The following is a 22,906-nucleotide window of genomic DNA, read 5'->3' as shown; positions in this document are numbered from 1 at the left end:
TCCGCTTGCTGCGGTGCCTCAAGGTTGCGCTGTCGAAGTACTTCGCCGGATCCCCCGACCGTGGGGACGGTCTCCCCCGCACGGGGGAGGTTCGAGGCGGCGCGACCCGGCACGATGATGGGGTGTTCCAATACGCATCGCCACCGGATACGACAAGACCCCCCGAGCTACCTCGCCGGCCCCCACCTTCGCGCCGCGACGATCGGGATCAACGCACTCGGCCGGAACACCTGTTGATCTCAGTTGGGTTCCGAGAACACCAGGGCGAAGCGCCTCGGCAGTCCTGTTCCTGCCACGCGACGGGCAGTCGGCACGCTGACGGGCACGCGCAAGTGTCGAGGGCATGATGTCAAGCCCTGTGGCCTCGACACCCGCCCGCGCGATCGGCAGGGTGATACGCCCGGTTCCGCAGGCTACCTCCAGGACCGGACCGCCCGCCCGACCGCCCGGACGGCTTGGCCGAGGAGGAACGGGATGTCGTGGGTCCGTGCGGTGAACTCCTGATCCTAGAAGTCCGCATCGTCGTATACGGCCAGGTCCTCCGGTGGTTTCACCGTCCCACCGCCGGCGTCGGGCCGAAAGCGCCGGCAAGGCTGGTCAGGACGGAGCCGGCCCAACTGCTCTCCCCGAACACGCCGACCGGCATGGCGAGTACGCCGCACTCGCGCCGGAGCGTCTCCGCTGGGATGTCAACCGGGAAGAAGTAGTTGCCGGGAGAAGTCCGGCTCGCCGGGGGAATCGCCGCGAGCACTTCGTCCGGCAACCGTTCGAACAACCGCTCGGCCCGCGCGGCCAGTTCGTCGACGACCTGCCGGGGCACGTCACCATGCTCGGTCAGCAGACGGTCGGCGAGCCTCAGCTGTGCCGACGTCGGCGGATCCGCCCGGAACGCTTCGGCCAATTCGGCTTGCGCAGGACCCAGCAGGACCACGCCGAACGTGCGTGGCCACAGCCATCCCTTGGTGACCGAATGCAGCAGGACCGCACAACCGGTGTCCAGCAATCGCCGTGTGCCGGCAGCGAACGGGGCCCCCAGGTCGTAGACGCTGTCGATCAGCAGGCGGCGGCGTGGTGATACCCGCAACCACGAAATCACCGCGGCGCACTCGGCATCGGACAGGTATCGGCCGAGCGGCTTGCTGGGGTTGGCGAGCAGCAGGTATTCGGGCCGGTGGTCCGCCGGCGACCTCGGCAGGGCCGGCGCCGGCAGCGTCGGGTAGGACGCGGGTGCCAGGCCCGCAGCGCGGGCCAGCTCGAGGTAGACCGGGTACACGTCGCTGGGCAGCCACAACCGCGCTTGCTCGGCGCGCAGCCAGTGGAACACCACGCCGAGCCCGTGACGGACCCCTCGACAGACCATGGCATGGCCGGACCACTCATCCGGCAACTCGAACCGCCGCAGCCAGGCACGGGCGAGATCGCACCGGTGCACCGTACGCGTGTCGGTCGGCGGTTCCGGTCGCATCGGAGCAAGCGCCCGGTACACGTTGGTCTCTGCGGCGTCCAGAAGCGACGAGGAAGCACGGAGTTGCTGCTGCCGGAATTCCTGGAACTCGTCGAACCTCACGCCGTGGCACCTTCCGGCACTATCTCGCTGGCCCGGTCTTCCAGCGAGGCGTAGCAGCGTCCGTCGGCCATGACGTTCCAACTGCGTGCGATCCCGTTGGTGCGTTCCCAGAGCAGGCTGGGTTCGGTGTAGGCGGCGATGCGCATCGGCCGTCCGTCCCAGGTGCCGTGGTAGACGGGAGCGCCCCAGGGCAGGCGGCTCGCCGGTTCGAGGCCGTGCTGCTCGGCGAACCGGGTGACGACGGACAGCGAAACCTGGTGCTCTCGGCTCCAGACGTTGGCGGCGCGGTCGAAGTAGAGCGACTCGGTGCTGGTGGATACGTAGAGCTCTTTGAAGCAGACTTCGTCGACACCGAGGGCCGCGGCCCACGAAAGGTAGTCGGCGACGTCGGCCGCGTCGGCGACGCCGCCGTGCTGGAGCACGCAGATCAGCCTCAGCCGCAGCCCCGGCCAGCGGTCACGTCCCACACGCCAGGTGTCGATCACAGAACTCACCGGCGTGCGCAGCATCATCAGCCGCTCGCTGACGGCGTCGTCCTGATGGTGCCGGGAGACCGCCAGCACGCTCAGGCCCGCGGCGCTCAGGGCTGCGAGGCGGTCGGCGTGCCGGCCCTTCGCCAGGGTGTGCGCGTTGGTGATCAGGACGACCTTCGGGAAGGCCGCCGAGCAGGCGGACACCAGTCGCAGCTGCTGTTCGAACGGTATGAGCGTGGGCTCCCCGCCGCCGGTGATCACGGCACGCTCGGCACCCGCCGCACGGGCGCGTTCCAGCCAGTGGGCGACCGCGTCCCACGGGACCCGTGCCGGCGCCTGGTCGCTGGAGATCGAAGCCGAGGAGAAGCAGAACGAACACCGGGCTTGGCACGCGGAGGCAACCGGCAGAAGCGAAACCGAGCGCGGTCGCGTGTCGGCGTAGCGACGCAGTGCGGATCCGTGCAGGTGCAGGGAGGCCGCCATCGCGTCCTCGACGGTTGTCGGGCGCAGAGTGAACTCGTCGCCCAGTTGGTCGAGTTCGTGGACTGCAGACAACCGGATGCGAGCCTCGTGCAGTTCCGTGCCGAGGCCGGTCGACACGTTGGGCACCAGCTTGTCGGGGTCCACCGTGGTTTCCAGCACCAGCAGCCGATCGCCCGGAATGGCCAGACGGTCCAGCAGGCGTCGCGCCTTGCCGATGCCGATTCCCAACTCCGCACGGGTCAGCAGGTGGAACCGGTCGGGATAGGTACTCTCCGGAATTCCCGCCTTGCCGTAAGCGAACGCGTACTTGTCGAAGCCCTTCGCGAAGTTCGACAGCACGATGACGTGGAAGCGCTGGTCGCTCTGATTCATCCCGTCATCATGCATGAGCGGGCCCCAGGCCGCATGGGCCGAACTGCGGGCGGAACGCGGTGTCCCGGTCCGATCCGTCGTCAACGCCACGCCCCCTCGGCCGGCTCACCCGCCACCCCGACAACCAACGAGAGTGTGGCGCTGAGTGCCCGTCAGGCGTCGAAGTGACGGCGCGCGCCCTCGATGTGACCGAGGTACTGGTGGGTCCAGCCGCATATGGCGTCGACCGTGGCGCGCAGGGCCCGGCCCGGTTCGGTCAGGGTGTACTCGACCCGCGGCGGCACGGTGGGATACACCTCCCGCTGGCGAGCTGATCCACGTCTCCGGACAGCTCGCGCTCGACGAGGCGGGCGAGTTCCTCCACGCGGACGACTTCGCCGCCCAGCTCGAGCAGACCTACGCCAACGTCGACAAAGTCCTGGCCCACTACGGAGCCACCCGGAACCAGGTCGTCTCGCAGGTTCTGTACGTGGTGGACTTGCGGCAGAACGCCGCGGCGACGGCGGAGGGCAACCTGGCGTACTTCGGCGACCACCGCCCGGCCGGCACGGTTTTCGGCGTCACCGAACTGACCTTCCCCGGCCAGGTCATCGAGATCAGCTTCATCGTCGACACGAAACTGCCCGCCTGAACTCGCCCACAGCGCGCGGCGCATCCAGGCCCGGCCGGAGGATCCCTCGATCACCGGTGCCGGCGGCCAAACGGGAACCGTCCGCGATCTTTGTCCCGGTGTCCCGGGGTGGGCCGGCCGGCGGCGTGGGGGTCGAAGGCGAGTGCGGAGAAGGCGCGTTCCGGGGGCTCGCCCGTCTTCTACCGCACCTGGTCCGCAAATGGGGGAAGTCGTTTGCCGCCGTGGAGGGCGGCCGTGGAGGCGGCCGGGCAGCGGCGGTGTTGCCGCTGCCCGGATGTGGTCGGACGGTGGCGCGTCGCCCCGGTCGACCCGGTAGATCCGGTCGACCCGGTCGAGGGGCCCTCCGGCGTGTTGCTTCCGGTCGGGGTCAGCAGCGTCGGACGGAGCTCACCTCGTTCTTCTGCGGCGATGGCAGGTTGGTGCTCTGGCCGTCGAGGATGTTGAGAATCTTGTTCTTGTATCCGGCGTCGCGGAACAGGCACCAGTCGTCCTTGGTGTTGTTCCGGGCCGACCACACGTGGTCGTTGAGCCTGCCCGACAGCACGCTCAGGTCGGAGGCGCCGTCCTCGAGTTCGTAGTGCGCTCCGGTGCCGTTGGCGCCGTAATAGATGCAGAATTTATTCGAGTTGCACGGCCACGCCGACGAGCCCGTGCGTGCCGCCGCAGGTGGGGTGGCGATCGCAACGGCTCCGACCAGCAATGCGGCGGCTACTGCGGCGCTGCGCGTTCTGAAGGCCATGGGGCCACTTCCTTTCACATCCTCCGAAGACGCCGACGAGACACTTCGGCGCTGTCGCCCACCCTCGGTCGATGGTCCGAGACGAGTCGACGTGAGGGTTCTACGCATCCGCGTCCGCCTCCAAGCAGGTCCGAGCCCGTGATCACCCGAAAGGATGGCTGCGACGTGGCAGGCCCGACACGCCGCGTCGAGGGCTTGGGGGTGAGGCCCTCCTGGTGGTTCGGGACGATCCCGTCGCTCAGGGCGGGCAGACCGACGAGCGCGAACTCCCGCCCTTCGGCGCCGTGGAGGTAGTGCAGCGTTACGGCGACCGCGTCCGGGTCGTCGCGGGGCGCGCAGCCGTGTCGTGGGGATGAGAGCGTGGTGTGGTTTGGGTCGGGGTCTTGAGCACGGCCTTGTCGTGGTGGGCGTCCACGAATGGGCGGCAGCGGGGCGGGTGGTCGCAGGTGAGCACGGTGTCGGGCACGTGCAGGCCGGCACGGCCGGCGGAGGCCGGTTGCGTGGGCTTGTGCTCGGCGGCGTCAACCGCGGTCGGGTCGTTGACCCACAGGACCGGGTGGCGCGAAGCAGCCCGGAGGGCGTAGGTGTTCTCGTGGGCGCACCATCGCGCGTCGGATCAAAGTACGTTCTTGCGCCGCGCCGCCTCGATCCACGTCGGGAACTCGGAAAGCAGCCGGTCGTACAACTCCTGGTCGGGAACGTCGCCGATGTCGTCCATCGCGAAGAAGCCGACGTTGTCCACATGGCGGCCGCGCATCGTGTCGAGGCGCCTCAGGACGCCGTAGTTCGCGTCGCCGAGTCCCACGAACTGCCAGAACGCCGGTTCCCGGGACGCCTCCCGGAGTTCGCGCTCGATCTCGTCGTCGCAGTAGATGCCGCCGTCGGAGAAGAACAGCACCAACGTGGGGGCCGCGGACGGATTCTCCCGGACGTACGAGCGCACCTCGGCGATCACCTTGTGCTCCTCGTTGCCGAAGCCGAGCGCCGCCATGTCGACTTGCCCCGGCAGCAACCCGTGCGCGGGATCGTCGCTCCCCGGACGCACGTGCAGGCGCAACCACGTGGGGAGTTCGCCCACGCGCAGGTCGGGCAGGCGAACCGGGTCGGTGGCGAACGTCCAGGCCTGCATCACCCCGTCGTCCTCCAACTCGGCCGCCACGGCCGCCATACGTTCCACCACGTCGGCGACGACGCCTTGCTCATAGAGCCAATGCATGGAGCCCGACGCGTCCAGGACCAGGATCACCCGCGCGGCGATCCCCTCCGCGCCCCGCTTCCGAAGGCTCACCACCACCTGCTCCTTGCGCAGCGACAGGCGCTCACGCATGCCTGCGGGCAGCGCTTCCTCGGCGTTTCCGGCCGGTACGGCGGCCGGCCGCGTCGCAACCGGCTGCGCGACGACGGGGTCCGCCGCCGGTTCGTCGTGCACCGTGACGCCGAAGTCCGTGGCAAGTCCGGCGAGTCCGGAGGCGTACCCCTGTCCGACGGCGCGGAACTTCCACTGCCCCTGACGGCGGTACAACTCGCCGCCGACGAAGGCCGTCTCGATCCCGGCGGTCATGTCGAAGCGCGCGATCTCGACCGCCGTCACCGCGTCCAGCACCCGTAGGCGCAGGTCCGGGACCTGGCCGAACGTACCGCCGTCGGCCGACGCGCACAGCAGGACCCGGTGGATCGCCTCCTCCACCAGCGCGAGATCCACGGCGAAGGTATCGACGATGCCGTCGCCGGTCTCGTCTCGGCCCAGGTGTGTCACCGCGCCGGACGGGTGGCGCGCCTGGTTGTAGAAGACGAAGTCGGCGTCCCCGCGCACGCGTCCGGTATCGGTGAGCAGCAGCGCGGACGCGTCGACGTCGGGCACACCGGCGCGGGCGGACCACGACAGCTCCACCCGAAGCCGCGTGGAGTCGACCCGCAGGTTGGCGCCTTGACGCAGAGATGGCAATGTCATGGCACCATCTTGCCGAAGCCCGAGCCCCCAGGCCTGAGCCCCGAGCCCGAGCCCCCAAGCCCGAGCCCCGAACCCCGAGCGGCTGCACGGCAAGCAGCAACCGTCGGACAGTGCATGCACCGTCCACCCCGTCCACCCCGTCCACCCCGGCCGGCCCGGCCGACACAGCGCCGGCCGACGGGTTCAGGCCCCCGGCTCGTCCGTGGGCAGCGTCGTCAGTGTCGCGGCGCGGTTGGCGACCACGTGCTCGTGGGCGAGTCGGCGGGCCTCGGCGGCGTCGCCGGCCCGGATCGCGGCGTACATCGCCTCGTGCTCGCGGCACATCACGGGGTGGTCGTCGGGGTTGGCGGTGAGCCGGAACAGCCAGCGCAGCCGACCGTTGAGCGGCTCCATGATCCCGACCAGCATGGGGTTGCCGGACAGCGCGACGATCTCGGCGTGGAAGGCCGCGTTGAGCGCGGCGATGTCACGCGCGTCGTTCGCGGCCGTGGCCCGGTGCGCGGCGGACAACAACTCGCCCAGGCGCGCCAGCCCGGCGGCGTCGGCGCGCTCGGCGGCCAATCCCGCGGCGAGCGCCTCCAGACTTTCCCGGACGTCGAAGAAGTGCGCGAGGTCGGGCGCGAGCAGCCGCGTGACCACCGCACCGCGGCGCGCGTGCACGGTCAGGAAACCCTCGACCTCCAAGCGCTGGACCGCCTCGCGGACCGGGACCCGGGAGACCTCCAGTTCGGCGGCGATCTCCCGCTCGACGAGGCGGCGACCGGGTTCGAGGTCGCCCTCGATGATCCGCTCGCGCAGTTCCTCGTACACCTGATCGCGCAGCGAGCGGTCGGCGGCGCCGATACTGGGCCGCCGTCGAGCCGCCGCGATGTCCTCCACGCTGTCCGCGCCTTCCTGCTCGTGTCCCCGCCTGTACGACCGGTCGGGCAGTGTCGTTCCTCCCCGCCGGTCGGACCGGTCGGGCCGGTCGTCCTCGATCGGCCTTCGCAGATCATCGCAGCGTTCCCGCGCGACGGAATCGAGGCGCCCGAAACCCTTGTTTGGTATTCGGTATACCAGATACCGTGAGCCACCGCCGCACCCTTGAAGGAGGCCGTCTTGACCGTACCGTCGCCGACTTTGTCCCATCCCGACCTGCTTCTCGACGCAACCCTGCCGGACGGCACCCGCGCCGACATCACGATCCGTGCAGGCCGGATCGCCGCGCTGGATCCGGTCGGCGACCGCGAGGCCCGCGACGAGCCGCCGGTCGGCACCACGATCGACGTGGCCGGCGCCCTCGTCCTGCCCGCGTTCGTCGACGGTCACGTCCACCTCGACAAGACCTTCCTCGGCAGCGACTGGCAGCCGCACGTCACCGGCGACACGATTCGCGAACGGGTCGCGGCGGAGCGCGCCCTGCGCGAGCGGGTCCGGGTGCCGACCGCGGAGCGGGCCGCACACCTGGTCCGGCAAATCGTGGCGCTCGGTACCGGCCACGTGCGCTCGCACGTCGACGTGGATCCGTGGCTCGGGCTGTCCGGACTGCACGCCCTCGTGGAGGTTCGCGAGCGCTTTCGCGACGTGCTCTCGGTGCAGCTCGTGGCGTTTCCACAGAGCGGGATCGTGACCGCGCCGGGCACGGCCGACCTGTTGGACGCCGCGCTGCGCGAGGGCGCCGACCTGATCGGCGGCCTGGATCCGATCGGCTTCGACAACGACGTCGAGGGCCACCTGGACGTCGTGTTCGGCCTCGCCGAACGGCACGGCGCGGGCATCGACCTGCACCTGCACGACGGCGGCGAGTCCGGCGCGGGACAACTGCGCGAGATCGCCGCCCGCACCGCCGCGGTCGGCCTGGCCGGGAAGGTCACCATCAGCCACGCCTACTGCCTGGGTGACCTCGACCCCGCCGCGTTCGCCCGCACCGCCGACGCACTCGCCGACGCGGGTGTGTCGATCCTGACCAACGGCCCGAGCGGCTCGATGCCGCCCGTGCTCGCACTGCGCGACCGCGGCGTGCGCGTGTTCGCCGGATCCGACAACATCCGCGACGCGTGGTGGCCCTACGGCACCGGCGACATGCTGGAGCGCGCGACCATCGTCGGCCTGCGCCAGGACCTGATGACCGACGACGAACTCGCCGTGGCCGCAGACCTGGTCACCGACGCCGCCGCGGCCGCGCTCGGTCTGCCCGACTACGGCCTCGCCGTCGGCGCCCGCGCCGACCTGGTGGTCGTCGAGGCCGCGTCCCTGCCCGAGGCCGCCGCCGCGCACCCCGCCCGCCGCCTGGTCCTGCACGCCGGCCGCACCGTCGCGGCCGAGGGTCGCCTGCTCGGCTGAACACCCCGTACCAGAGCACCGGTTCGACCCGCACCGTCGATCCGGTCACTTCCCCTGCCCCGGAGACACCACCCATGACGATCCGTCAGCAATCCCATGCCGCGCCCCCGGTCGCGGACCCCACCGGCCCCGGCGACGCGCTCGCCAAGTCTGCGATCGGCACCGCCGACCTCGTGTTCTTCGTGGTCGCGGCGGCCGCCCCGCTCACCGCCATGGCCGGTGTCGCGCCCGCCGCGATCGGCATGGGCGGTATGGCCGCACCGCTGGGCTACGTGCTCTCCGGTGTGCTGCTCGCCCTCTTCGCGACCGGCTTCACCGCGATGAGCCGCTACGTGCGCAACGCCAGCGCGTTCTACGCCTATATAGCCCGCGGCCTGGGCAAGGCCGTCGGCGTGGGCGCGGCGTACGTCGCGGTGGTGTCGTACAACCTGATCGAGATCGGTCTGGTGTCGTGCTTCGGGTACTTCGCCTCGACGGGCGTCGCCGACCTGACCGGGCTCGATCTGCCGTGGTGGCTCTGGGCCCTGGGCTGCGTCGCGGGGGTGGCCGGGCTCGGGTGGCTGCGGGTGACGCTCAGCGCCAAGGTGCTCGGCATCGCGCTCGCCCTGGAGGTCCTGGTCCTGCTCGTGCTGGAGATCGGCGTGCTCGGCGATCGGGGCGGATCCACCTTCGACATGGGCGTCTTCGACCCCTCGTCGCTGTCCGGTGAAGGCGTCGCGGGCATGTTCGTGCTCGCCATCGGCGCGTTCACCGGCTTCGAGGCCACCGCGATCTACGCCGAGGAGGCGCGCGACCCGGACCGCACCGTGCCGCGGGCGACCTACATCGCGGTCGGCTTCCTGGCCTTGTTCTACGCCTTCACCGTCTGGGTGATCATGGGCGCGTTCGGCGGCGGGAAGTCCGTGGAGATCGCGAACGGCGCCGGCGGCGCCGACATGGTCTTCACCGCCGGCTCCGATTTCGTCGGGCCGTGGCTGGCCGACTCGATGCACGTCCTGATCATCACGAGCGCGTTCGCCGCCACTCTCGCGTTCCACAACGCCGCAACGCGGTACATGTACGCGCTCGGTCGCGAGGGTCTGCTGCCACGCGGACTCGGCCGGGTCGACCGGCGGACCGGCTCGCCGAGCCTGGCCGTGATCGTGCAGAGCGCGTTCGGCCTGGCCGTCGTCGTGATCGGCGCGCTCGCCGACGTGGACCCGTACACGGTGACTTTCCTGTGGCCCAACGGCGCGGGCGTGCTGGGCGTGATGGCCATGCAGGCGCTGGCGGCGCTGGCCGTGTACGGGTTCTTCCGCCGAAACCGCCGCGGCTTCTCGCTCTTTCGGGTCGTGCTCGCGCCCCTTGCCGCGTGCGCCGGACTGGTCCTGCTGACAGTGCTCGCGGTAATCCACTTCGACCTGCTCACCGGCGCGTCGGACGCAGTCAACGCGGCGTTGCTCGTGCCGCTGCCGATGGTGTTCTGCGCCGGGCTGCTGATGGCCCGACACATCCGCCTTACCGACCCCGAGCGCTACGCGCTCCTGACCACGACCGACGTCGAGCGCGACTGATCGGAGTCCACGCACCCGATGGACGGTCCGACGAGAACCCCACCGGACGACAACGCCGACCCACCACCCGACCCGGACGCCCGGCCCCGACCCCCTCCGCCGAACCAGAGGGAGAAGCCCACCCCCTCATGCTCGCCCCTGCCGTAGCGCCCCGCCACTGTCGCGGTACGGGCCGGTGCACCCCAGCCGCCGTCCACGCGCCAGGAGAGCGGCTTCCCGCCGAGGCGGTCCCGGGAACAGCCGCCGCCCGGGCGGCGGCGTCGGCGAGGTGGTGCGAGCGCGCGGGTCAGGGCGGTGGGGACCGTGGGGCGGTGGCACACCCCCTGGGGGCGGCTCCCGGTGTGCGCGCGGGGTCGGCAGGTGTTGCCGGCACGATGGGGGCAGTGGGCAGGGGTTTTCGTCGTCTCCGTCCGCGTGGCGCCTGCTGCGTCCGCAAGTGGCCCGTGGCCCGAACACCGAGGCGACCCGAACACCGGGGTGGCGAACCGGTGATCGGGTCGTCCGATCACTCGGTCAGACGTTGTGGACTCGGAAGCGGGAGACCGTGAAGTCGGTGGGGTCGCCCTCGTCGTGCACCCAGTTGAAAGAGACCTGGAAGCCGTCGTCGGTCTCGCCGAACTCGAAGTTGATATGCCCCTGTTCGTTACCGTTCTTCGCCGCGACGTCGAAGCCCGCGGTGGCCCCCGCGCCCACCGGAGCGGCTTGCGGGATCGCCGCTTTGCCGTCGAGGTCGTTGGTCGTGGTGCTGGTGCCTTCGTAGAGCAGTTGGGTGCCCCGGTAGTCCAGCGTGCCGTCGGCGTTCGGCCTGACCTCGATCCTGGTTTCCAGGCGCACTTCACCGCCGCAGAAACTGTCCCGTCGACTGGCGGTCCACTGGCCGACCGGCGCCTGCAGGTCGTACCAGAAGTAGTCGCCGCCGCTGCCCTCGCAGCGCGTGTAGGTGTTGCCGCCCTCGTGGTCGTACAGGTTCACCCAGCCCTCCAGGCCGACGTGCCGGTAGACCACCGGCGTGGTCGTGCCGCCTCCCGTACCGCCGCCGCCCCCGCCGCCGCCCGGCTCGCAGTCCTGGCAGCGCTCCGCCGACGCGGAGCCGACCGTCAGCGCGCCCATCGCCAGGGTGGTGCTTGCCGTGAGCACGGCCACCTTGCGCATCCGCCGCCAAAGTTTGTCTCGCATGGATCCGTCCCCCTCGTTCGGTGTGACCAGCTCAGCCGTTCTCTCGTTCAGTGGGTCCCGCTCAGCCGTTCTCTCGTTCGGTGAGTCCCACTCAGAAGTTCTCGATGGTGATGTCCGACCTGCCGTCGTCGGCGGCGCCCTCGCCGCTGTGCACATAGACGTTCGCCCCGCCGGACCCGCCCACCGCGATGGTCGGCAGGATCTTGCTCGCCTCGCCGTCCAGGTCCTGGGTCTGATAGTTCGTCCCCTCGAACAGCTTGAGGCGTACTACCGCCTGCATCGTTCCGTCGGCCGCCGGAAAGACATCCACATACGTCTCCAACCGCACTTCGCCGCCGCAGAAGCTGTCCCGTCGGCTCACCGTCCACTGGCCGATCGGCGCGGCCAGTTCGTACGCGAAGGCGTCGGTGCAGTGCTTGTCGTCGCCGAACATGCCCTCCGCGTCGGTCGTCGCGACGGAGCCGGTCAGCCGGACGTGGCGGGTGGGTCCGGTCGATCCGGTACCACCGCCGCCCCCGCCGGTGCCGCCGCCGGTCCCACCGCCGCCGCCCGGCTCGCAGTCCTGGCAGCGCTCCGCGGCGGCGGTGCCGACCGTGAGGGTGCCGGCCGCGATCACGGTGATCAACGCCAAAGGCGCCAACCGACGGGTAAGTCGTCTCGCGTTCACATCGGTGTCCTGTTCGATGACGTCGCGCCGAACGGATCGGCCCGACGAGCGATATGGAATGCCGTGACCTCGGAAGGCACTTGGTCGACCGGTCCTCGGCACGGCTACTGTCAACCGAGCCGCCCCGCCGCACACAGAGTGGTCCGCTACTCCATTTCGCCGCGACGCATACTCCATCGAGGCGCCGACCGGTCGAACGAACGCCGGCCCCGTGGGCGCGAATTCGTGCGGCGGCGAGCCGGGGCCGGCATGCTGCCGAGAACGTGTCCGTCTCGCGGGCCGTGGCCGGGGGGCCTATACGACGGGGGTACGGGGGTCACGATGGACATCGCTCCGGGAGACACGCGCTTGCCGTTCGTGGGCCGCGACGCGGAACTGGGCAAGTTGGACCGCGCGTTACGCGCGTCCACCTGCACCGGCGTCGTGATCACCGGGGCGGGTGGGATCGGCAAGAGCCGTCTCGTCGAGGAGTTCCTCGGTCGGGCCGCGCGTGGCGGTGATTCGGCAGACGTCCGCCCGCCGAGGGCGGGGGCGGGGGCCGCCTCTCGGCGTCGGCACATCGTACGGGTGCGGGCCACCCGGGCTTCGGCGTCGGTGGCGTTGTCGGCGCTGACCCCGTTGCTGCCCCACGGCGCGCGCCCGGAGGAGCCCGCGACGTTCTTCGGGCAGGTGCGGGACGAACTGGCCGCGCGCCGGGCGGCCGGAGGGGGCCGGCCGGTGGTCGCGATCGACGATGTCCACCTGCTCGACGCGTCCTCGTCCGCACTGCTCGCGCTGTTGCTGGCCGAAGACGCGATCTTCCTACTGGCCACGCTGCCCGACGGCGCCGATTGGCCCGACCCGTTGCGCTCGCTGTGGCGTCGCGGCGCGTTGCGGCACGTGGCACTGCCCGCGTTGGACATCGGGCAGGCCGGCGACCTGCTCCGCGCCGCCCTGGGCGCGCCGATCACCACGGTCGCCGTCCGCGCGCTGTGGACGTCGGGCCAGGGCAACCCACTCCACCTCCGCGAGGCGCTGCGCGCCGCGATCGCGGACGATCGGCTGGGCCCGGCGCACGGCATCTGGTGCCTGAAGCGGCCCTTGGCCGACTCGCTGGAGGGTGTCTCGTTCGACGAGCGGATCGACCTGCTGTCCCCCGACCGGCGGGCCGTGCTCGAACTCCTCGCGCTGTGCGGCCCGATCGCGCTGTGCGACCTGCCGCCGGAGACCCCGGCCGACGCGCTGGCCGACCTGGAGGCGGCGCGCCTGGTGGGTCTGCGCCGCGACGACCGTCGGGAACACCTCGCGCTCGCCCAACCGGCCCACGCGCCCGTCCTGCGGGCCGGCGTGGGCCGACTGCGCGCCCGCGCCATCCTGCTGGAGCAGGCCGCGCGGGTACGGGCGCACGGGGCGCATCGCACCGGCGACGCCCTGGCCCTGGCCCGTTGGGAGTTGGCCGCCACCGGCACCGCCGACAGCGAACTTCTGGTCCGCGGCGCCGCCGAGGCTTTGGGCGTCGGCGACGTGGAGACCATGTGCCGATTGGCCCGAGCCGCCCTGCGGCATGGACCCGACGTGCGGGCCGGGGTGATGCTGGGCGAAGCACTGGGACAGCGGGGCGAGTTCGCGGAGGGCATCGCGGTCCTGGAGCAGACCTTCGCCGCGGCCCGGGGCGCCGACGCCCATCCGGCCGGACTGGCCCTGGCCGTGCACCACTTCTACGGACCCGGCAACCTGCCCCGCGCGCTGGCCGTACTGCGCGAGGCCGCTCGTCGGGCCGGCCCCTCCCCCGCGCTGTCCGCGTGGACCGCAACCATCCTCGTCGCGACGGGGCGAGTCGCGCGGGCCGGCGACGAACTCGACGCCGGCCCCGGCCTCGGCGCCGACGATCGGCCGGGGCCGGACCTGGTCCTGCATCTCCAGGCCCGCCTGCGCGTCGAACTCGCCCGCGCGCGGCCGGAGGACGCGATCCGCACGGCCCGCGCCGCGTACGCCGCACACCGCGAACTCACCGACCGTACCGAGGTCTTCTATCCCGCCCGCAGCTCGTACCTGGTTGCCTGGGCGCTTTTGGAGGCCGGGTGCCTGGACGAGGCCGAACGGGTACTCGTCGAGGGCCTGGACGAATTGTTGCGCGCACCGGTCCCGGCGCTGGTCGTGTGGTTCGGCTGGGTACACGGCCGGATCGCGCTGGATCGCGGGCGCCTACGGCTGGCCGCCACACTCTTCGCCGAGGCCCGCGCCCAGGCCCATGTGCAGGGCCACCGATTCGCCGAGCAGCGCGCGCTCGCCGGCCTGGTCCTGGCCCGGGCCCAAGCCGGCCACACCGGAGCGGAGGCGGACGAGCTCGCGCTGGCCGTCGCCGACGGCCAAAGCGCGCTGTGCGGGTGGGACACCACGCGCGCGTACGCCTGGGCGCTGCGCTGCCGCGGGCACGCGGACGAGGCTCACGCGGTCCTGCGCACCGGCGCCGCCTCGGCGCGCGACCGTGGCGATCCGAGCGCGGCCCTCACCCTCGAACACGACCTGGTCCGCTGGGGCGACCGGGCAGCGGCGATCCGCGTGATCGCGTCGACCGACGTGGTCCAAGGCGCGCACGCGGCAGCTCGCGCCGCCCATGCGCGCGCGGTCGCCACGGCCGACCCGCACGCGCTGAGCGCCGTGGCGGACCAGTGGGCCGCCCATGGCGCGGTATTGCTCGCGGCCGAGTGCCTGGCCCGGTCCGCCCGACTCCGCCGACACGCGCACGACGCACGCGCGGAAGCGGCGGCTCGACGCGCCGAATCGCGGGCACTGCTCCTGGTCGCAGAGTGCGAGGAGGCTGCGACGCCGGCATTGGCGACCCTGTCCACCGCCGCGAGCCTCAGCGTCCGCGAGCATCAGATCGCCCTCCTGGCCGCACAGGGTCACACCAGCAGGGAGATCGCCGTGACGTGCGGGTTGTCGATTCGCACCGTCGACAACACGCTGGGCCGCGCCTACCGAAAGGTCGGCGTCCGCGACCGCCACGGCCTGCGCTCGATCCTGCCCGCCGCAAGGACTACTTGAAGCCTGCCGGGGACGTCCATCAGGGGGACGATCCAGCAGGGGCACGTCCATCAGAAAGACGAAGAACTCGGCGATCTCGAAGGCGATCCTCACCGGCATCTGGGTGGGGTCGGTGATGATCCCGACCGGGCTGCCATGACCCTGTCGATCACCGCGATCGCCGGGTTCAGGGCGCGTTGCAGGGCGCGGGTCCGGCTACAAGCGCATCGCGGGTCCCGGCTGTTCGGACCGCACGATCAGACGCCGCGTCAAGTACCGGGCTGCCAGGGGAGTTGGGCCTTACCGGCGAGATCGCCCGTACGGGCGTATCCGCCCCGATCCAGGCCGGCAAGAGGTGGGTGGTGGAGCGGAGGCACGCGTGGATAACAGCTTCGGCAAGCTACGGCGCTGCACCGAGAAACGCAGTCGGCTCGTGGACTTCTACTTCTACCTGTCGGCCGCGATAGTCACACTGCGTATGCTCATCCGTCATGCGACCCGCGCTACCGCTGGGACGGCCGCCCCCACCGGCAAGCGTCTGAAGTGACGCCTGCCGCAGGGTGCTCTGAACTCGAAACTCCGTGCGGCGGCTGTGCGGCTACCCTGCGGGAATGCCGTACGAACTCAACGCCGTCATTGGAATGTTCGACCTGCTCAGGAGCCGAACTGCCGGGACTTGGGCAGCGGCTGTCGCCCCGCTCCGACAACGCATGGGGCTGGTGCCTGTCACCAAACAACTCCTCGCGGAGCCGGCCGGTTGGCCTGCCGGTCAGGATGGCATCGGGCCCGGTCAACCATTCACCGTGATGTCCCCGGCCTTCGAGCAGATCTTGAGCGACTGGTCCCGGGACGGGCCGATCGCCTACGTGGAGGCCGACTTCCACGGCGGAGACGGATACCAGACCGCTGCCGTGTGGCGAACCGGCGCGAAGGCGTGGGGTCCGGCCCATACCCGGGTCTTCACCGGTCCGCAGGAAGACTGGCCGATCAATGCCGCGCTCGCCCTACTCGATGTCGTTCCGAGCAGTTCCGAAGAAGGGAGCCATCACGACCTGTTCGTGGAGGCGGGGCTTGGTTGGGAACAGGACATGGACGGCTGGCAGTTGGCCGGCCGGGCTGCTCGTTGGGCGGCAACCTACGACGAGTGGCATGCGGAGCACGAGAGAACAGCGCGTGCTGCTGCGGAGTTCGAGAAATACAGGAGGCTCCCAAACGTTCCGGTGGCTCTGGACGGTAAGGCGATCATGGAGCTGCTCGGCCTACCTCCGGGCCCACTGATCGGTGCGGCCACTCGCCATCTACAAGATCTGCACCTCGAACGCGGCCCGCTGTCCCGGGAAGAGGCCGTAACCCGGCTGCGGACCTGGGCCGTGGAGCAAGACACGGGGCGCCGAGGCCGGTGATCGGTCAAGTAATCGTTTCATGCGGACGTCAATCATGCTGCCACCGAGGCGTGAGATGGCGCGCTCCGAACAGAGATGACGCAACACGGGTCAGAGGTCCCTCGCAGTCACAGAACGTCAACACCCCCGTGATCATGTGAGCTCCAGCTCGCGTCGTCGCGACCCACTCGGTTTCCCAACAGTGCCCGGCCTCCTGCCGGTCGCTCTTGGTCTCGGGACTTGAACGCCGCGGTGCGCCCTCCGGAGGATGTGGCCCGGAGAGCGGGGTCGTCCAGCGCCACGAGTTCTCCGTCCGGCACCGCGTTCACCGCGCCGAAGGCCTCGCCGGGGACTCGGCGCCGGGGACGGCGCGGGACGTGGATTCGGCGGCGGCTCCGGGATCGGAGCGGGCGCTACCCACCGTCTCTCGCAGGCGGCCGCGAAATACGCGCCGACATCGCCGAAGGCATGCCCGCGCAGGGACTCAGTCAGTGGTGTCCCAGGAGTTGAGGACCGCCGCGACGCTCGCCGCGGTGGAGGACGCGCGGGTCAACTCGTCGGCCAGCGCGGTGACACCGGCCTGGGTGAGCTTGATCGACACGCCGCACGCCGAGAGGTAGCCGTGGGCCACCGCGACGGCCACTCGCAGGTTCGAGTGCTCCAGCCAGCGCATGCGGCCCAGACTGCGCGCGAGCGCCGCGGCCTTGGCGTAGGGGCCGTGGTAGACGTCCTGTCCGGCGATCACCGCCCGATGCCGCTCCACGGCTGCGACCGGCACCCCGTAGTCGTCTGGGGCCGGATCGTCGCGCCCCGCGCGACGTGCCACCTCGAGGATCCACGCCAGGTCGACGCGCACGCTCACCCGCGCGCCTCGATCTCGTCCAGGAGGTCGCCGTAGCCGTCCAGGACCTCCTGCGCGCCCGCGAGGAACACCTCGCGCAGACGTTCGTTGTCCGTGCGGATCAATTGTGTGCGGCGGCTTGACCATCCGCTGCAGGCATCGCCGACGGGCACGGGACGACGCCGTGCCGCACGGCAACGGCGACTGGCCCACGGCGCCGGATGGGGTGTGCTGTGCGGTGTGTGGCATTCGGGTGAACAACGGGCGGGGCCGAAGTCCTCCGGGCGTGTGCGTCGTTGATCGACAGGAGGGCGTCGGGACGGACCGACGCCACGGCGACGAGGGAGTGTTCGTGGGTTCGTTCAAGAAGGTCACCATGGTGATGGCCGGCACCGCCGCCGTCCTGATGGCGGGCGCGGGCGCCGCCCACGCCGAAGCCGACGCGGACGGCGCCGCGGTCGGCTCCCCCGGCGTGGCCTCCGGCAACCAGATCCAGATCCCGGTCCACATCCCGATCAACCTGTGCGGGAACACCGTCAACATCGTCGGCATCCTCAACCCCGCCGTCGGTAACACCTGCCTCAACATCGACGGCGACGACGACGAGCACAAGGGCCACGGCAGCGAGCACCAGGCGCCGCAGCACGGCGGCCACCGAGGCTGACCCCGGACAGCCACACCGGACGTTCCTCCACGTCCGACACACCGAGACCCCCGCGCCTGCATCCCGCGGGGGTCTCGGCACACCCGGAAGCACCTCACACGACGGAACCCACCGGACGTGGCTCGTGATCGCTGCCTACGCACAGTTCTTCCTCGCCCGGCCACGTGCACAAGGCCGTCGGCCGCCCTGGGAGAAGCCCGCCGAACCGAACAAGGCTCACCCCGGCCCGAGTCCGCCGCGGGTTCGGGAACCCGCACGCCAACACCGCACGTCCCGCAGGAGCACCGAAACCCTCACGGTCAGGACCAGGACGACCCCGCGGCTCCCGACCGCAGCCCCGCCCCCCGCCACGACGTCGGACGCATCGTGAAAGCCGGCGAGCGCGCCGGCAGACCCAGCCACCACGACACTGGGACAAAACCCCGTCGTCCAGGTTGAACGACAAGTTCAACCAGGCGTCAACTCACGTGACACCGAACCGCACTCTCTGCTCCGCTCATACTCGACCCCGCCTTCACCGGCAGGCCGCTCTGAGTTCGCGGATCAGGGCGCGGACGGAGAGGCTGGAGGCCAGCTCCGGGGTGGTGACGTAGCCCACGGACCGGGTCGGGCGCTCGGGTCCGAGATCGGTGATCTCGATGCCGTCCGGGGCTTCGTTCAGCGAGAGCGCGGGCATGATCGCCATGCCGAGACCTCTGCTCACCATGGAGAGCACCGCTCCGTCGTCCTCGGTCAGGACGGTCGCCTTCGGAATCCAGTCCTGCCCGGCCCACCACTGGCGGGTGTAGGAGCCGCAGTTCTCGTGCCAGTCCACCAGCGGCAGGGAGCGCGGGGCGGGGTGGCCGGCCGGGTGCACCAGCGAGTAGTGCTCCTCGATGAGTACGTCGCCGACGAGCCCGGCGGGCACGGGCGAGGTGGCGCCGATCGTTGCGATGCCCACGTCCGCGCGCCCCCCGGCGACCTCGCCGGCGGTGCCCGCGCCCAGTTCGCGGACGACACGCACCTCCGGTTCGATGCCGGGGTGTCGGGCGGTGAGGCGCTCCAGGACGGGCGGCAGCAGGTAGAGGGCGGCGCTACGAAAGGCGGCGATCCGCAGCGGGCCGGCGACCGTGCCCCGCTCGGCGCCGCGGGCCTCTGCGGCCAGGGTGTCCAGGAGCCGCAGGACCCGGCGGGCGTGAGCGGCAGCCGCGATACCGGCCGCGGTGGGCGTCGCGCCCTTCCGGCCCCGCTCGAAGAGGACCGCGCCGACCTTGCGTTCCGTCCCGCGTATGGAGTGCGAGACTGCGGACTGGGTCAGTCCGAGAACCTTGGCGGCCGCCGAGAACCCGCGCTCGCGGTCGACGGCCACGAGGATGCGGAGTTCGTGCGGGGCAAGGTCGGTGGCGGCAGCCGCAGTGGGCGCGGGGGTTCTGGGGGCTGAGGCTGTCATAGGGGGTCCCACCTGCTGCTATGAGGGCCCTTCATGGACCGGGCCGTTCCATGAGCGCAACCCTCTCCCCGGCTTCCGCATTCCTCCGTACGGTCACCGTCATGACCGAGACCGCGCTCACCGTGCACCAGACCGCACGCCCTCATGGCTTCCCCACCCCCGACCACTTCGCCTTCGTCGAGTCCGCGATGCCGGAGCCCGGCCCGGGAACGGCGCTGGTGGAGAACTTGTACTGGTCGGTGGATCCCTACCACCGCGAAATGATGGACGGGGACTTCGCGCTGAACGCTCCCCTGGAGGGCCGCACGATCGGCCGGGTCGTGGACTCCCGCGATCCGGCGCTCCGCGAGGGCGAGATCGTCTTCCACCGGCAGGGCTGGCGCACTCACACCGTCGTCACCTCCGAAGAGGCGCGTGCGGTCCCCCGTTTCGACGGCGTACCGCTCTCCGCGCACCTGAGCATCCTCGGCGGCACCGGCCTGACCGCCTACGTCGGTCTCACCCGCATTGCCGAACTCCGCGAAGGGCAGGACGTGTTCGTCTCGGCGGCGGCCGGCGGTGTGGGCACGGCCACCGGGCGGCTCGCCCGGCTGATGGGCGCGGGACGGCTGGTCGGCAGCGCGAGCAGGGCGGCGAAGGCCGCCTACCTGACCGAAAACGTCGGCTACGACGAGGTCTTCGACTACCGCTCGGGCCCGGCGGCCGAACTGCTCGCCAAGGCGGCGCCCGAAGGAATCGACCTCTACATGGACAATGTCGGCGGCGAACTCCTCGAAGCGGCGATCTCCTCGCTGCGGGAGCACGGACGGATCGTGCGGATCGGCACGATCGCCCAGTACAACAGCACCGGCACGCCCTACGCCCTACGCAACCTTCCCGACATTGTCGAGAAGAGCCTGCGCATGGAGGGCTTCTTGGTCCGCAACTACCGTGATGTTCAAGAGGAGTTGTACGAGTTCGTCGTGCCGCACCTGCAGAGTGGACGGGTCACGCTCGATGAGACCGTGGTCGACGGCTTCGGCGGCATCGTGGACGGGTTCCTGGGAATGCTGCGGGGCGAGAACCAGGGCAAGATCATCGTGCGGGCGGCCGGGGCGGACCTCTGACGGACCTGGGCGTGCCCGGCGCCGCAGAGGAGCGGGGATCCACCTCCGGCAGGGCGAGCGCACCCACCGAGCCCCGGCAGGAATCCCTGGTAAGCGTGGTCCACGGCCTTCAGCGCGACGAGGTCGGCCCTGAAGCGGAGAAGACCGCGTCGGTCGTGCCGGCCGCCCGGGTGCTCGGCAGAACGCACCCGAGACTCGCCGCCACCCATCGTGTCAATCGCCGACCGGCGGATTGCCGGACGTCGAGGCCGGCTCTGCCTATCGGAGGGGCATTTGTGTCCGAAAACCATTGCTCCAGGTCCGCTTGTTTGGTGGGATGCGGTGGCTGCGACGGCCGACCGACCCGACCGGACCCATCCTCATGTCGCGCGCGGAGGGGCCGGAAGGCCCGCTGATCCGCGCCCGCCGAGGGTAGTGAACCGGTGTCCGACGGCCCGTCGAGCGCGGGTACCGCGATCACTGGCATGTCCGGAATCTGACCGAGGATGACATCGAGGCGACTGTTTCCGGCGGCGCGCCGAGCAGAGGATGGATTGCACGGGCCCGGACGCGCGAAACGTTCGGCCCGGGTACGGCCGCCGCACCCCTCGCGCGGCCGATCCTTCCTCCACGAAAGGTCACTACATGCGCGCATTCACCTCGCGTCCCACCGCCGACACCGGCGGCCCCACCCCGCGCCGCCGGCGCGGTCTGGTCGCCAAGGCGATCGCGGCCACGGGGGCGGCAATCGTGCTCGGCTCCACGGCGTTCGCAGGCAGTGCCGGGGCGATCGTCAACGGGCAGGACTCGACCCAGAGTTACCCGTTCATGGCCTACGTCCCGATGAAGGCCGGGGGCGTGGACGCCGGCTGCGGAGCGACCCTGATCGATCGACAGTGGGTGCTCACCGCGGCGCACTGTGTCGACCGTGATCTGCCGATCGAACTGGCCGGGACGGTGCGGATCGGCAGCGAGAACCGCACGCAGGGCGGCACCGTTCGCGGCATCGACAAGATCGTGATGCACCCCGGCTACTCGCAGCCGGCCGAGGATGGTGGCTACAACGTGAACGACCTCGCGTTGATCCGCCTGGACCGGCCGGTCAAGGAGAAGCCGATCAAGCTCGCCAAGCAGGCCGGGCCGGTGGGCACGCCGACTCGGCTCCTGGGCTTCGGCACCATCGTCGACCCGGACAGCCTGGAGAACGCGGTCTTCCCGAACCGGCTCCAGGAGCTGGACACCCGCCTGGGCACCAGCGCCGAGTGCAACGGCCGCACCGACGCCACCCGCCTGTGCACGATCAGCCAGAAGCCCAAGGCCATGGCCTGCTTCGGCGACTCCGGCGGCCCGCAGATCCAAAAGAACCGCGGCGGCCGGTGGGAACTGATCGGCACCACCTCGGGCGACGGCGACGGCAAACCCGGCTGCGCGACGGGCCCGGGCCTGTACACGAACGACACCGCGTACAGGACCTGGATCCACAAGACGATCCACGGCCGCAATTAGTCCGAGTCGCCGCACCCCCGGCGCGTGGCGATCGTCGCCGGGCGCCGGTGTGGTGCCGGTTCGGGACCATGCCCGCCGTCCGGGGTCGCCGTCCCGGGGCGCTGTCCCGTCCGAGTCGACGACTGACGGCCGTTTCCCAGGCGCGGGCGTGGTTTGCGACCGGGTCCGTGCGGACCTCGGTCGCCTGCCCCTCACATGGCAGCCGAAGACCGGAAGCAGCGGCTGCGCGTCGGGGTAGTCGCGGGAGCAGGCCGGGCACAGGTACACCTCGTGTGACCGTGCCCGGCCGTTCACGTTCGTCGGACACAAGGGACCATCACCGCGGGGTGTTGGCGCCGCCGACCACCCCGACCGACACCGGCGTCCGGTTCGTCATCGGACGCACCCCGCCGACCGACGAGTTCGTCGGCCTGTCCAAGGCCTACGGCTCGAAGATCACGAGCGACGGCATCGTGAGCAGCTGTGGTGCGTCAGCTCTTCTGCTGCGCGACCGCCGCTTCGGCTTCCTTCTGGAGCTGGTCCAGCACGTCCTTGGGCGACTTGCCGGAGACCGCGCTGCCGAGCTGCTCCTTGATCTTGGGCGAGAGCACGTCCCACGCGACGTCGTTCAGCGGGTAGAACTTCGCCTTGGGCAGCAGGTCGATGTATGGCTTGAGACCGGCGTTGGCCGGGTTGGCCGTCATCTTGGCCATCACCGACTTGGTCACCGGCGGGAAGCTGTACTGCTCCTGGAACTTGATCTGCTGGTCGGTGCTGAACGCGTGGTCCAGGAACGCCCTGATCTGGTCCTTCTTACCGTTCTTCTTGAACGCCATCATCCAGTCGCAGACCCCCAGGGTCTCGTTCAGCGGACCCGCCTTGCCCGGGATCGGCGCGGTCGCGTACTTGAGGTTCGGGTAGTCCTTCTTCAGCGTGGCGATCATGGTGGGGTTGCTGTTCACCATGCCCACGCTGCCGCCGTAGAAGTCCGTGTAGACGTCCTTGCGGTTCTTCGTGCCGGGGTTCGACTGGGGCTCGGTCACGCGCGGTGCGCCAGGCGAGGAGCGCACGGCGGCAGTG

18 protein-coding genes and 3 pseudogenes are annotated in these 22,906 nt (G+C 70.7%); 9 read left to right on the top strand and 12 right to left on the bottom strand.

The annotated features are described in order from the left end of the window. Positions 1-18: 18 nt before the first annotated feature. The 4 genes and pseudogenes from ACZOOI_RS42765 to ACZOOI_RS42750 form a co-directional block, all read right to left on the bottom strand. Positions 19-591, bottom strand: a complete 573-nt coding sequence (locus ACZOOI_RS42765; RefSeq protein WP_465282220.1) for a class I SAM-dependent methyltransferase — start codon at positions 589-591, stop codon at positions 19-21. Next, positions 551-1,567, bottom strand: coding sequence for an aminotransferase class I/II-fold pyridoxal phosphate-dependent enzyme (locus ACZOOI_RS42760; protein WP_465282219.1), 1,017 nt, complete (start codon positions 1,565-1,567; stop codon positions 551-553). The genes ACZOOI_RS42765 and ACZOOI_RS42760 overlap by 41 nt, the downstream gene beginning before the upstream one ends. Continuing rightward, entirely contained in the window at positions 1,564-2,895 is a 1,332-nt protein-coding gene (locus tag ACZOOI_RS42755) for a radical SAM protein (protein WP_465282218.1), read from the bottom strand. The genes ACZOOI_RS42760 and ACZOOI_RS42755 overlap by 4 nt, the downstream gene beginning before the upstream one ends. Positions 2,896-3,047: 152 nt before the next feature. Then, positions 3,048-3,197: pseudogene (locus ACZOOI_RS42750) on the bottom strand (winged helix-turn-helix transcriptional regulator); the annotation flags it as partial. Here ACZOOI_RS42750 and ACZOOI_RS42745 point away from each other — a divergent pair. Beyond that, positions 3,197-3,526: pseudogene (locus tag ACZOOI_RS42745) on the top strand (RidA family protein); the annotation flags it as partial. The pseudogenes ACZOOI_RS42750 and ACZOOI_RS42745 overlap by 1 nt on opposite strands. A 367-nt stretch (positions 3,527-3,893) precedes the next feature. Here ACZOOI_RS42745 and ACZOOI_RS42740 read toward each other — a convergent pair. The 3 genes from ACZOOI_RS42740 to ACZOOI_RS42730 all read right to left on the bottom strand — a co-directional run bounded on the left by ACZOOI_RS42740 (position 3,894) and on the right by ACZOOI_RS42730 (position 7,095). Further along, positions 3,894-4,265: a peptidase inhibitor family I36 protein gene (locus tag ACZOOI_RS42740; protein WP_465282217.1), complete on the bottom strand. Its 372-nt coding sequence runs from the start codon at positions 4,263-4,265 to the stop codon at positions 3,894-3,896. Between the two features lie 616 nt (positions 4,266-4,881). Beyond that, entirely contained in the window at positions 4,882-6,216 is a 1,335-nt protein-coding gene (locus ACZOOI_RS42735; RefSeq protein WP_465282216.1) for a VWA domain-containing protein, read from the bottom strand. A 183-nt stretch (positions 6,217-6,399) separates the two neighbouring features. Next, a complete protein-coding gene (locus ACZOOI_RS42730; protein ID WP_465282215.1) occupies positions 6,400-7,095 on the bottom strand; it encodes a GntR family transcriptional regulator in 696 nt (231 codons plus the stop codon). A 219-nt stretch (positions 7,096-7,314) separates the two neighbouring features. Between ACZOOI_RS42730 and ACZOOI_RS42725 the strand changes: the two genes are divergently transcribed. Both ACZOOI_RS42725 and ACZOOI_RS42720 read left to right on the top strand, forming a co-directional pair. Next, positions 7,315-8,538, top strand: coding sequence for an amidohydrolase family protein (locus ACZOOI_RS42725; RefSeq protein ID WP_465282214.1), 1,224 nt, complete (start codon positions 7,315-7,317; stop codon positions 8,536-8,538). A gap of 74 nt (positions 8,539-8,612) precedes the next feature. Beyond that, positions 8,613-10,091 carry an APC family permease gene (locus ACZOOI_RS42720; RefSeq protein WP_465282213.1) on the top strand — a complete coding sequence of 493 codons (1,479 nt, stop codon included), beginning with the start codon at positions 8,613-8,615 and terminating at the stop codon, positions 10,089-10,091. Between the two features lie 513 nt (positions 10,092-10,604). On the opposite strand, the gene ACZOOI_RS42715 is transcribed toward ACZOOI_RS42720, so the two are convergent. Continuing rightward, positions 10,605-11,267: a hypothetical protein gene (locus tag ACZOOI_RS42715; RefSeq protein ID WP_465282212.1), complete on the bottom strand. Its 663-nt coding sequence runs from the start codon at positions 11,265-11,267 to the stop codon at positions 10,605-10,607. A 91-nt stretch (positions 11,268-11,358) separates the two neighbouring features. Then, positions 11,359-11,898, bottom strand: a complete 540-nt coding sequence (locus tag ACZOOI_RS42710; RefSeq protein ID WP_465282211.1) for a hypothetical protein — start codon at positions 11,896-11,898, stop codon at positions 11,359-11,361. A 357-nt stretch (positions 11,899-12,255) separates the two neighbouring features. On the opposite strand from ACZOOI_RS42710, the gene ACZOOI_RS42705 reads away from it, so the two are divergent. The 3 genes and pseudogenes from ACZOOI_RS42705 (at position 12,256) to ACZOOI_RS42695 (ending at position 16,343) form a co-directional block, all read left to right on the top strand. Continuing rightward, the gene (locus ACZOOI_RS42705; RefSeq protein ID WP_465282210.1) at positions 12,256-14,961 is read left to right on the top strand and encodes an AAA family ATPase; all 2,706 of its coding nucleotides are present in this window, start codon (positions 12,256-12,258) and stop codon (positions 14,959-14,961) included. A 263-nt stretch (positions 14,962-15,224) separates the two neighbouring features. Next, positions 15,225-15,465: pseudogene (locus tag ACZOOI_RS42700) on the top strand (IS5/IS1182 family transposase); the annotation flags it as partial. A gap of 86 nt (positions 15,466-15,551) precedes the next feature. Further along, on the top strand, positions 15,552-16,343 hold the full coding sequence (locus ACZOOI_RS42695; protein WP_465282209.1) for a hypothetical protein: 792 nt from the start codon (positions 15,552-15,554) through the stop codon (positions 16,341-16,343). Between the two features lie 463 nt (positions 16,344-16,806). Here the strand turns inward: ACZOOI_RS42695 and ACZOOI_RS42690 are convergent, their stop codons facing one another. Further along, positions 16,807-17,184: a fic family toxin-antitoxin system, toxin component gene (locus ACZOOI_RS42690; RefSeq protein ID WP_465282208.1), complete on the bottom strand. Its 378-nt coding sequence runs from the start codon at positions 17,182-17,184 to the stop codon at positions 16,807-16,809. 331 nt (positions 17,185-17,515) lie between these two features. On the opposite strand from ACZOOI_RS42690, the gene ACZOOI_RS42685 reads away from it, so the two are divergent. Beyond that, positions 17,516-17,827 carry a chaplin gene (locus tag ACZOOI_RS42685; RefSeq protein WP_465282207.1) on the top strand — a complete coding sequence of 104 codons (312 nt, stop codon included), beginning with the start codon at positions 17,516-17,518 and terminating at the stop codon, positions 17,825-17,827. Between the two features lie 514 nt (positions 17,828-18,341). Here the strand turns inward: ACZOOI_RS42685 and ACZOOI_RS42680 are convergent. Then, a complete protein-coding gene (locus ACZOOI_RS42680) occupies positions 18,342-19,256 on the bottom strand; it encodes a LysR family transcriptional regulator (RefSeq protein ID WP_465282206.1) in 915 nt (304 codons plus the stop codon). 101 nt (positions 19,257-19,357) lie between these two features. Between ACZOOI_RS42680 and ACZOOI_RS42675 the strand changes: the two genes are divergently transcribed. Next, entirely contained in the window at positions 19,358-20,362 is a 1,005-nt protein-coding gene (locus ACZOOI_RS42675; RefSeq protein ID WP_465282205.1) for an NADP-dependent oxidoreductase, read from the top strand. Positions 20,363-20,986: 624 nt separating this feature from the next. Continuing rightward, positions 20,987-21,847, top strand: a complete 861-nt coding sequence (locus tag ACZOOI_RS42670; RefSeq protein WP_465282204.1) for a S1 family peptidase — start codon at positions 20,987-20,989, stop codon at positions 21,845-21,847. A gap of 470 nt (positions 21,848-22,317) precedes the next feature. On the opposite strand, the gene ACZOOI_RS42665 is transcribed toward ACZOOI_RS42670, so the two are convergent. Further along, on the bottom strand, positions 22,318-22,896 hold the full coding sequence (locus ACZOOI_RS42665) for an extracellular solute-binding protein (RefSeq protein ID WP_465282203.1): 579 nt from the start codon (positions 22,894-22,896) through the stop codon (positions 22,318-22,320). Positions 22,897-22,906 lie beyond the last annotated feature (10 nt).

It is taken from the genome of Embleya sp. L77 (assembly GCF_055557415.1).
Note: the sequence above shows the minus strand (reverse complement) of the source record. Positions and strands in the feature narration are given on the sequence as shown.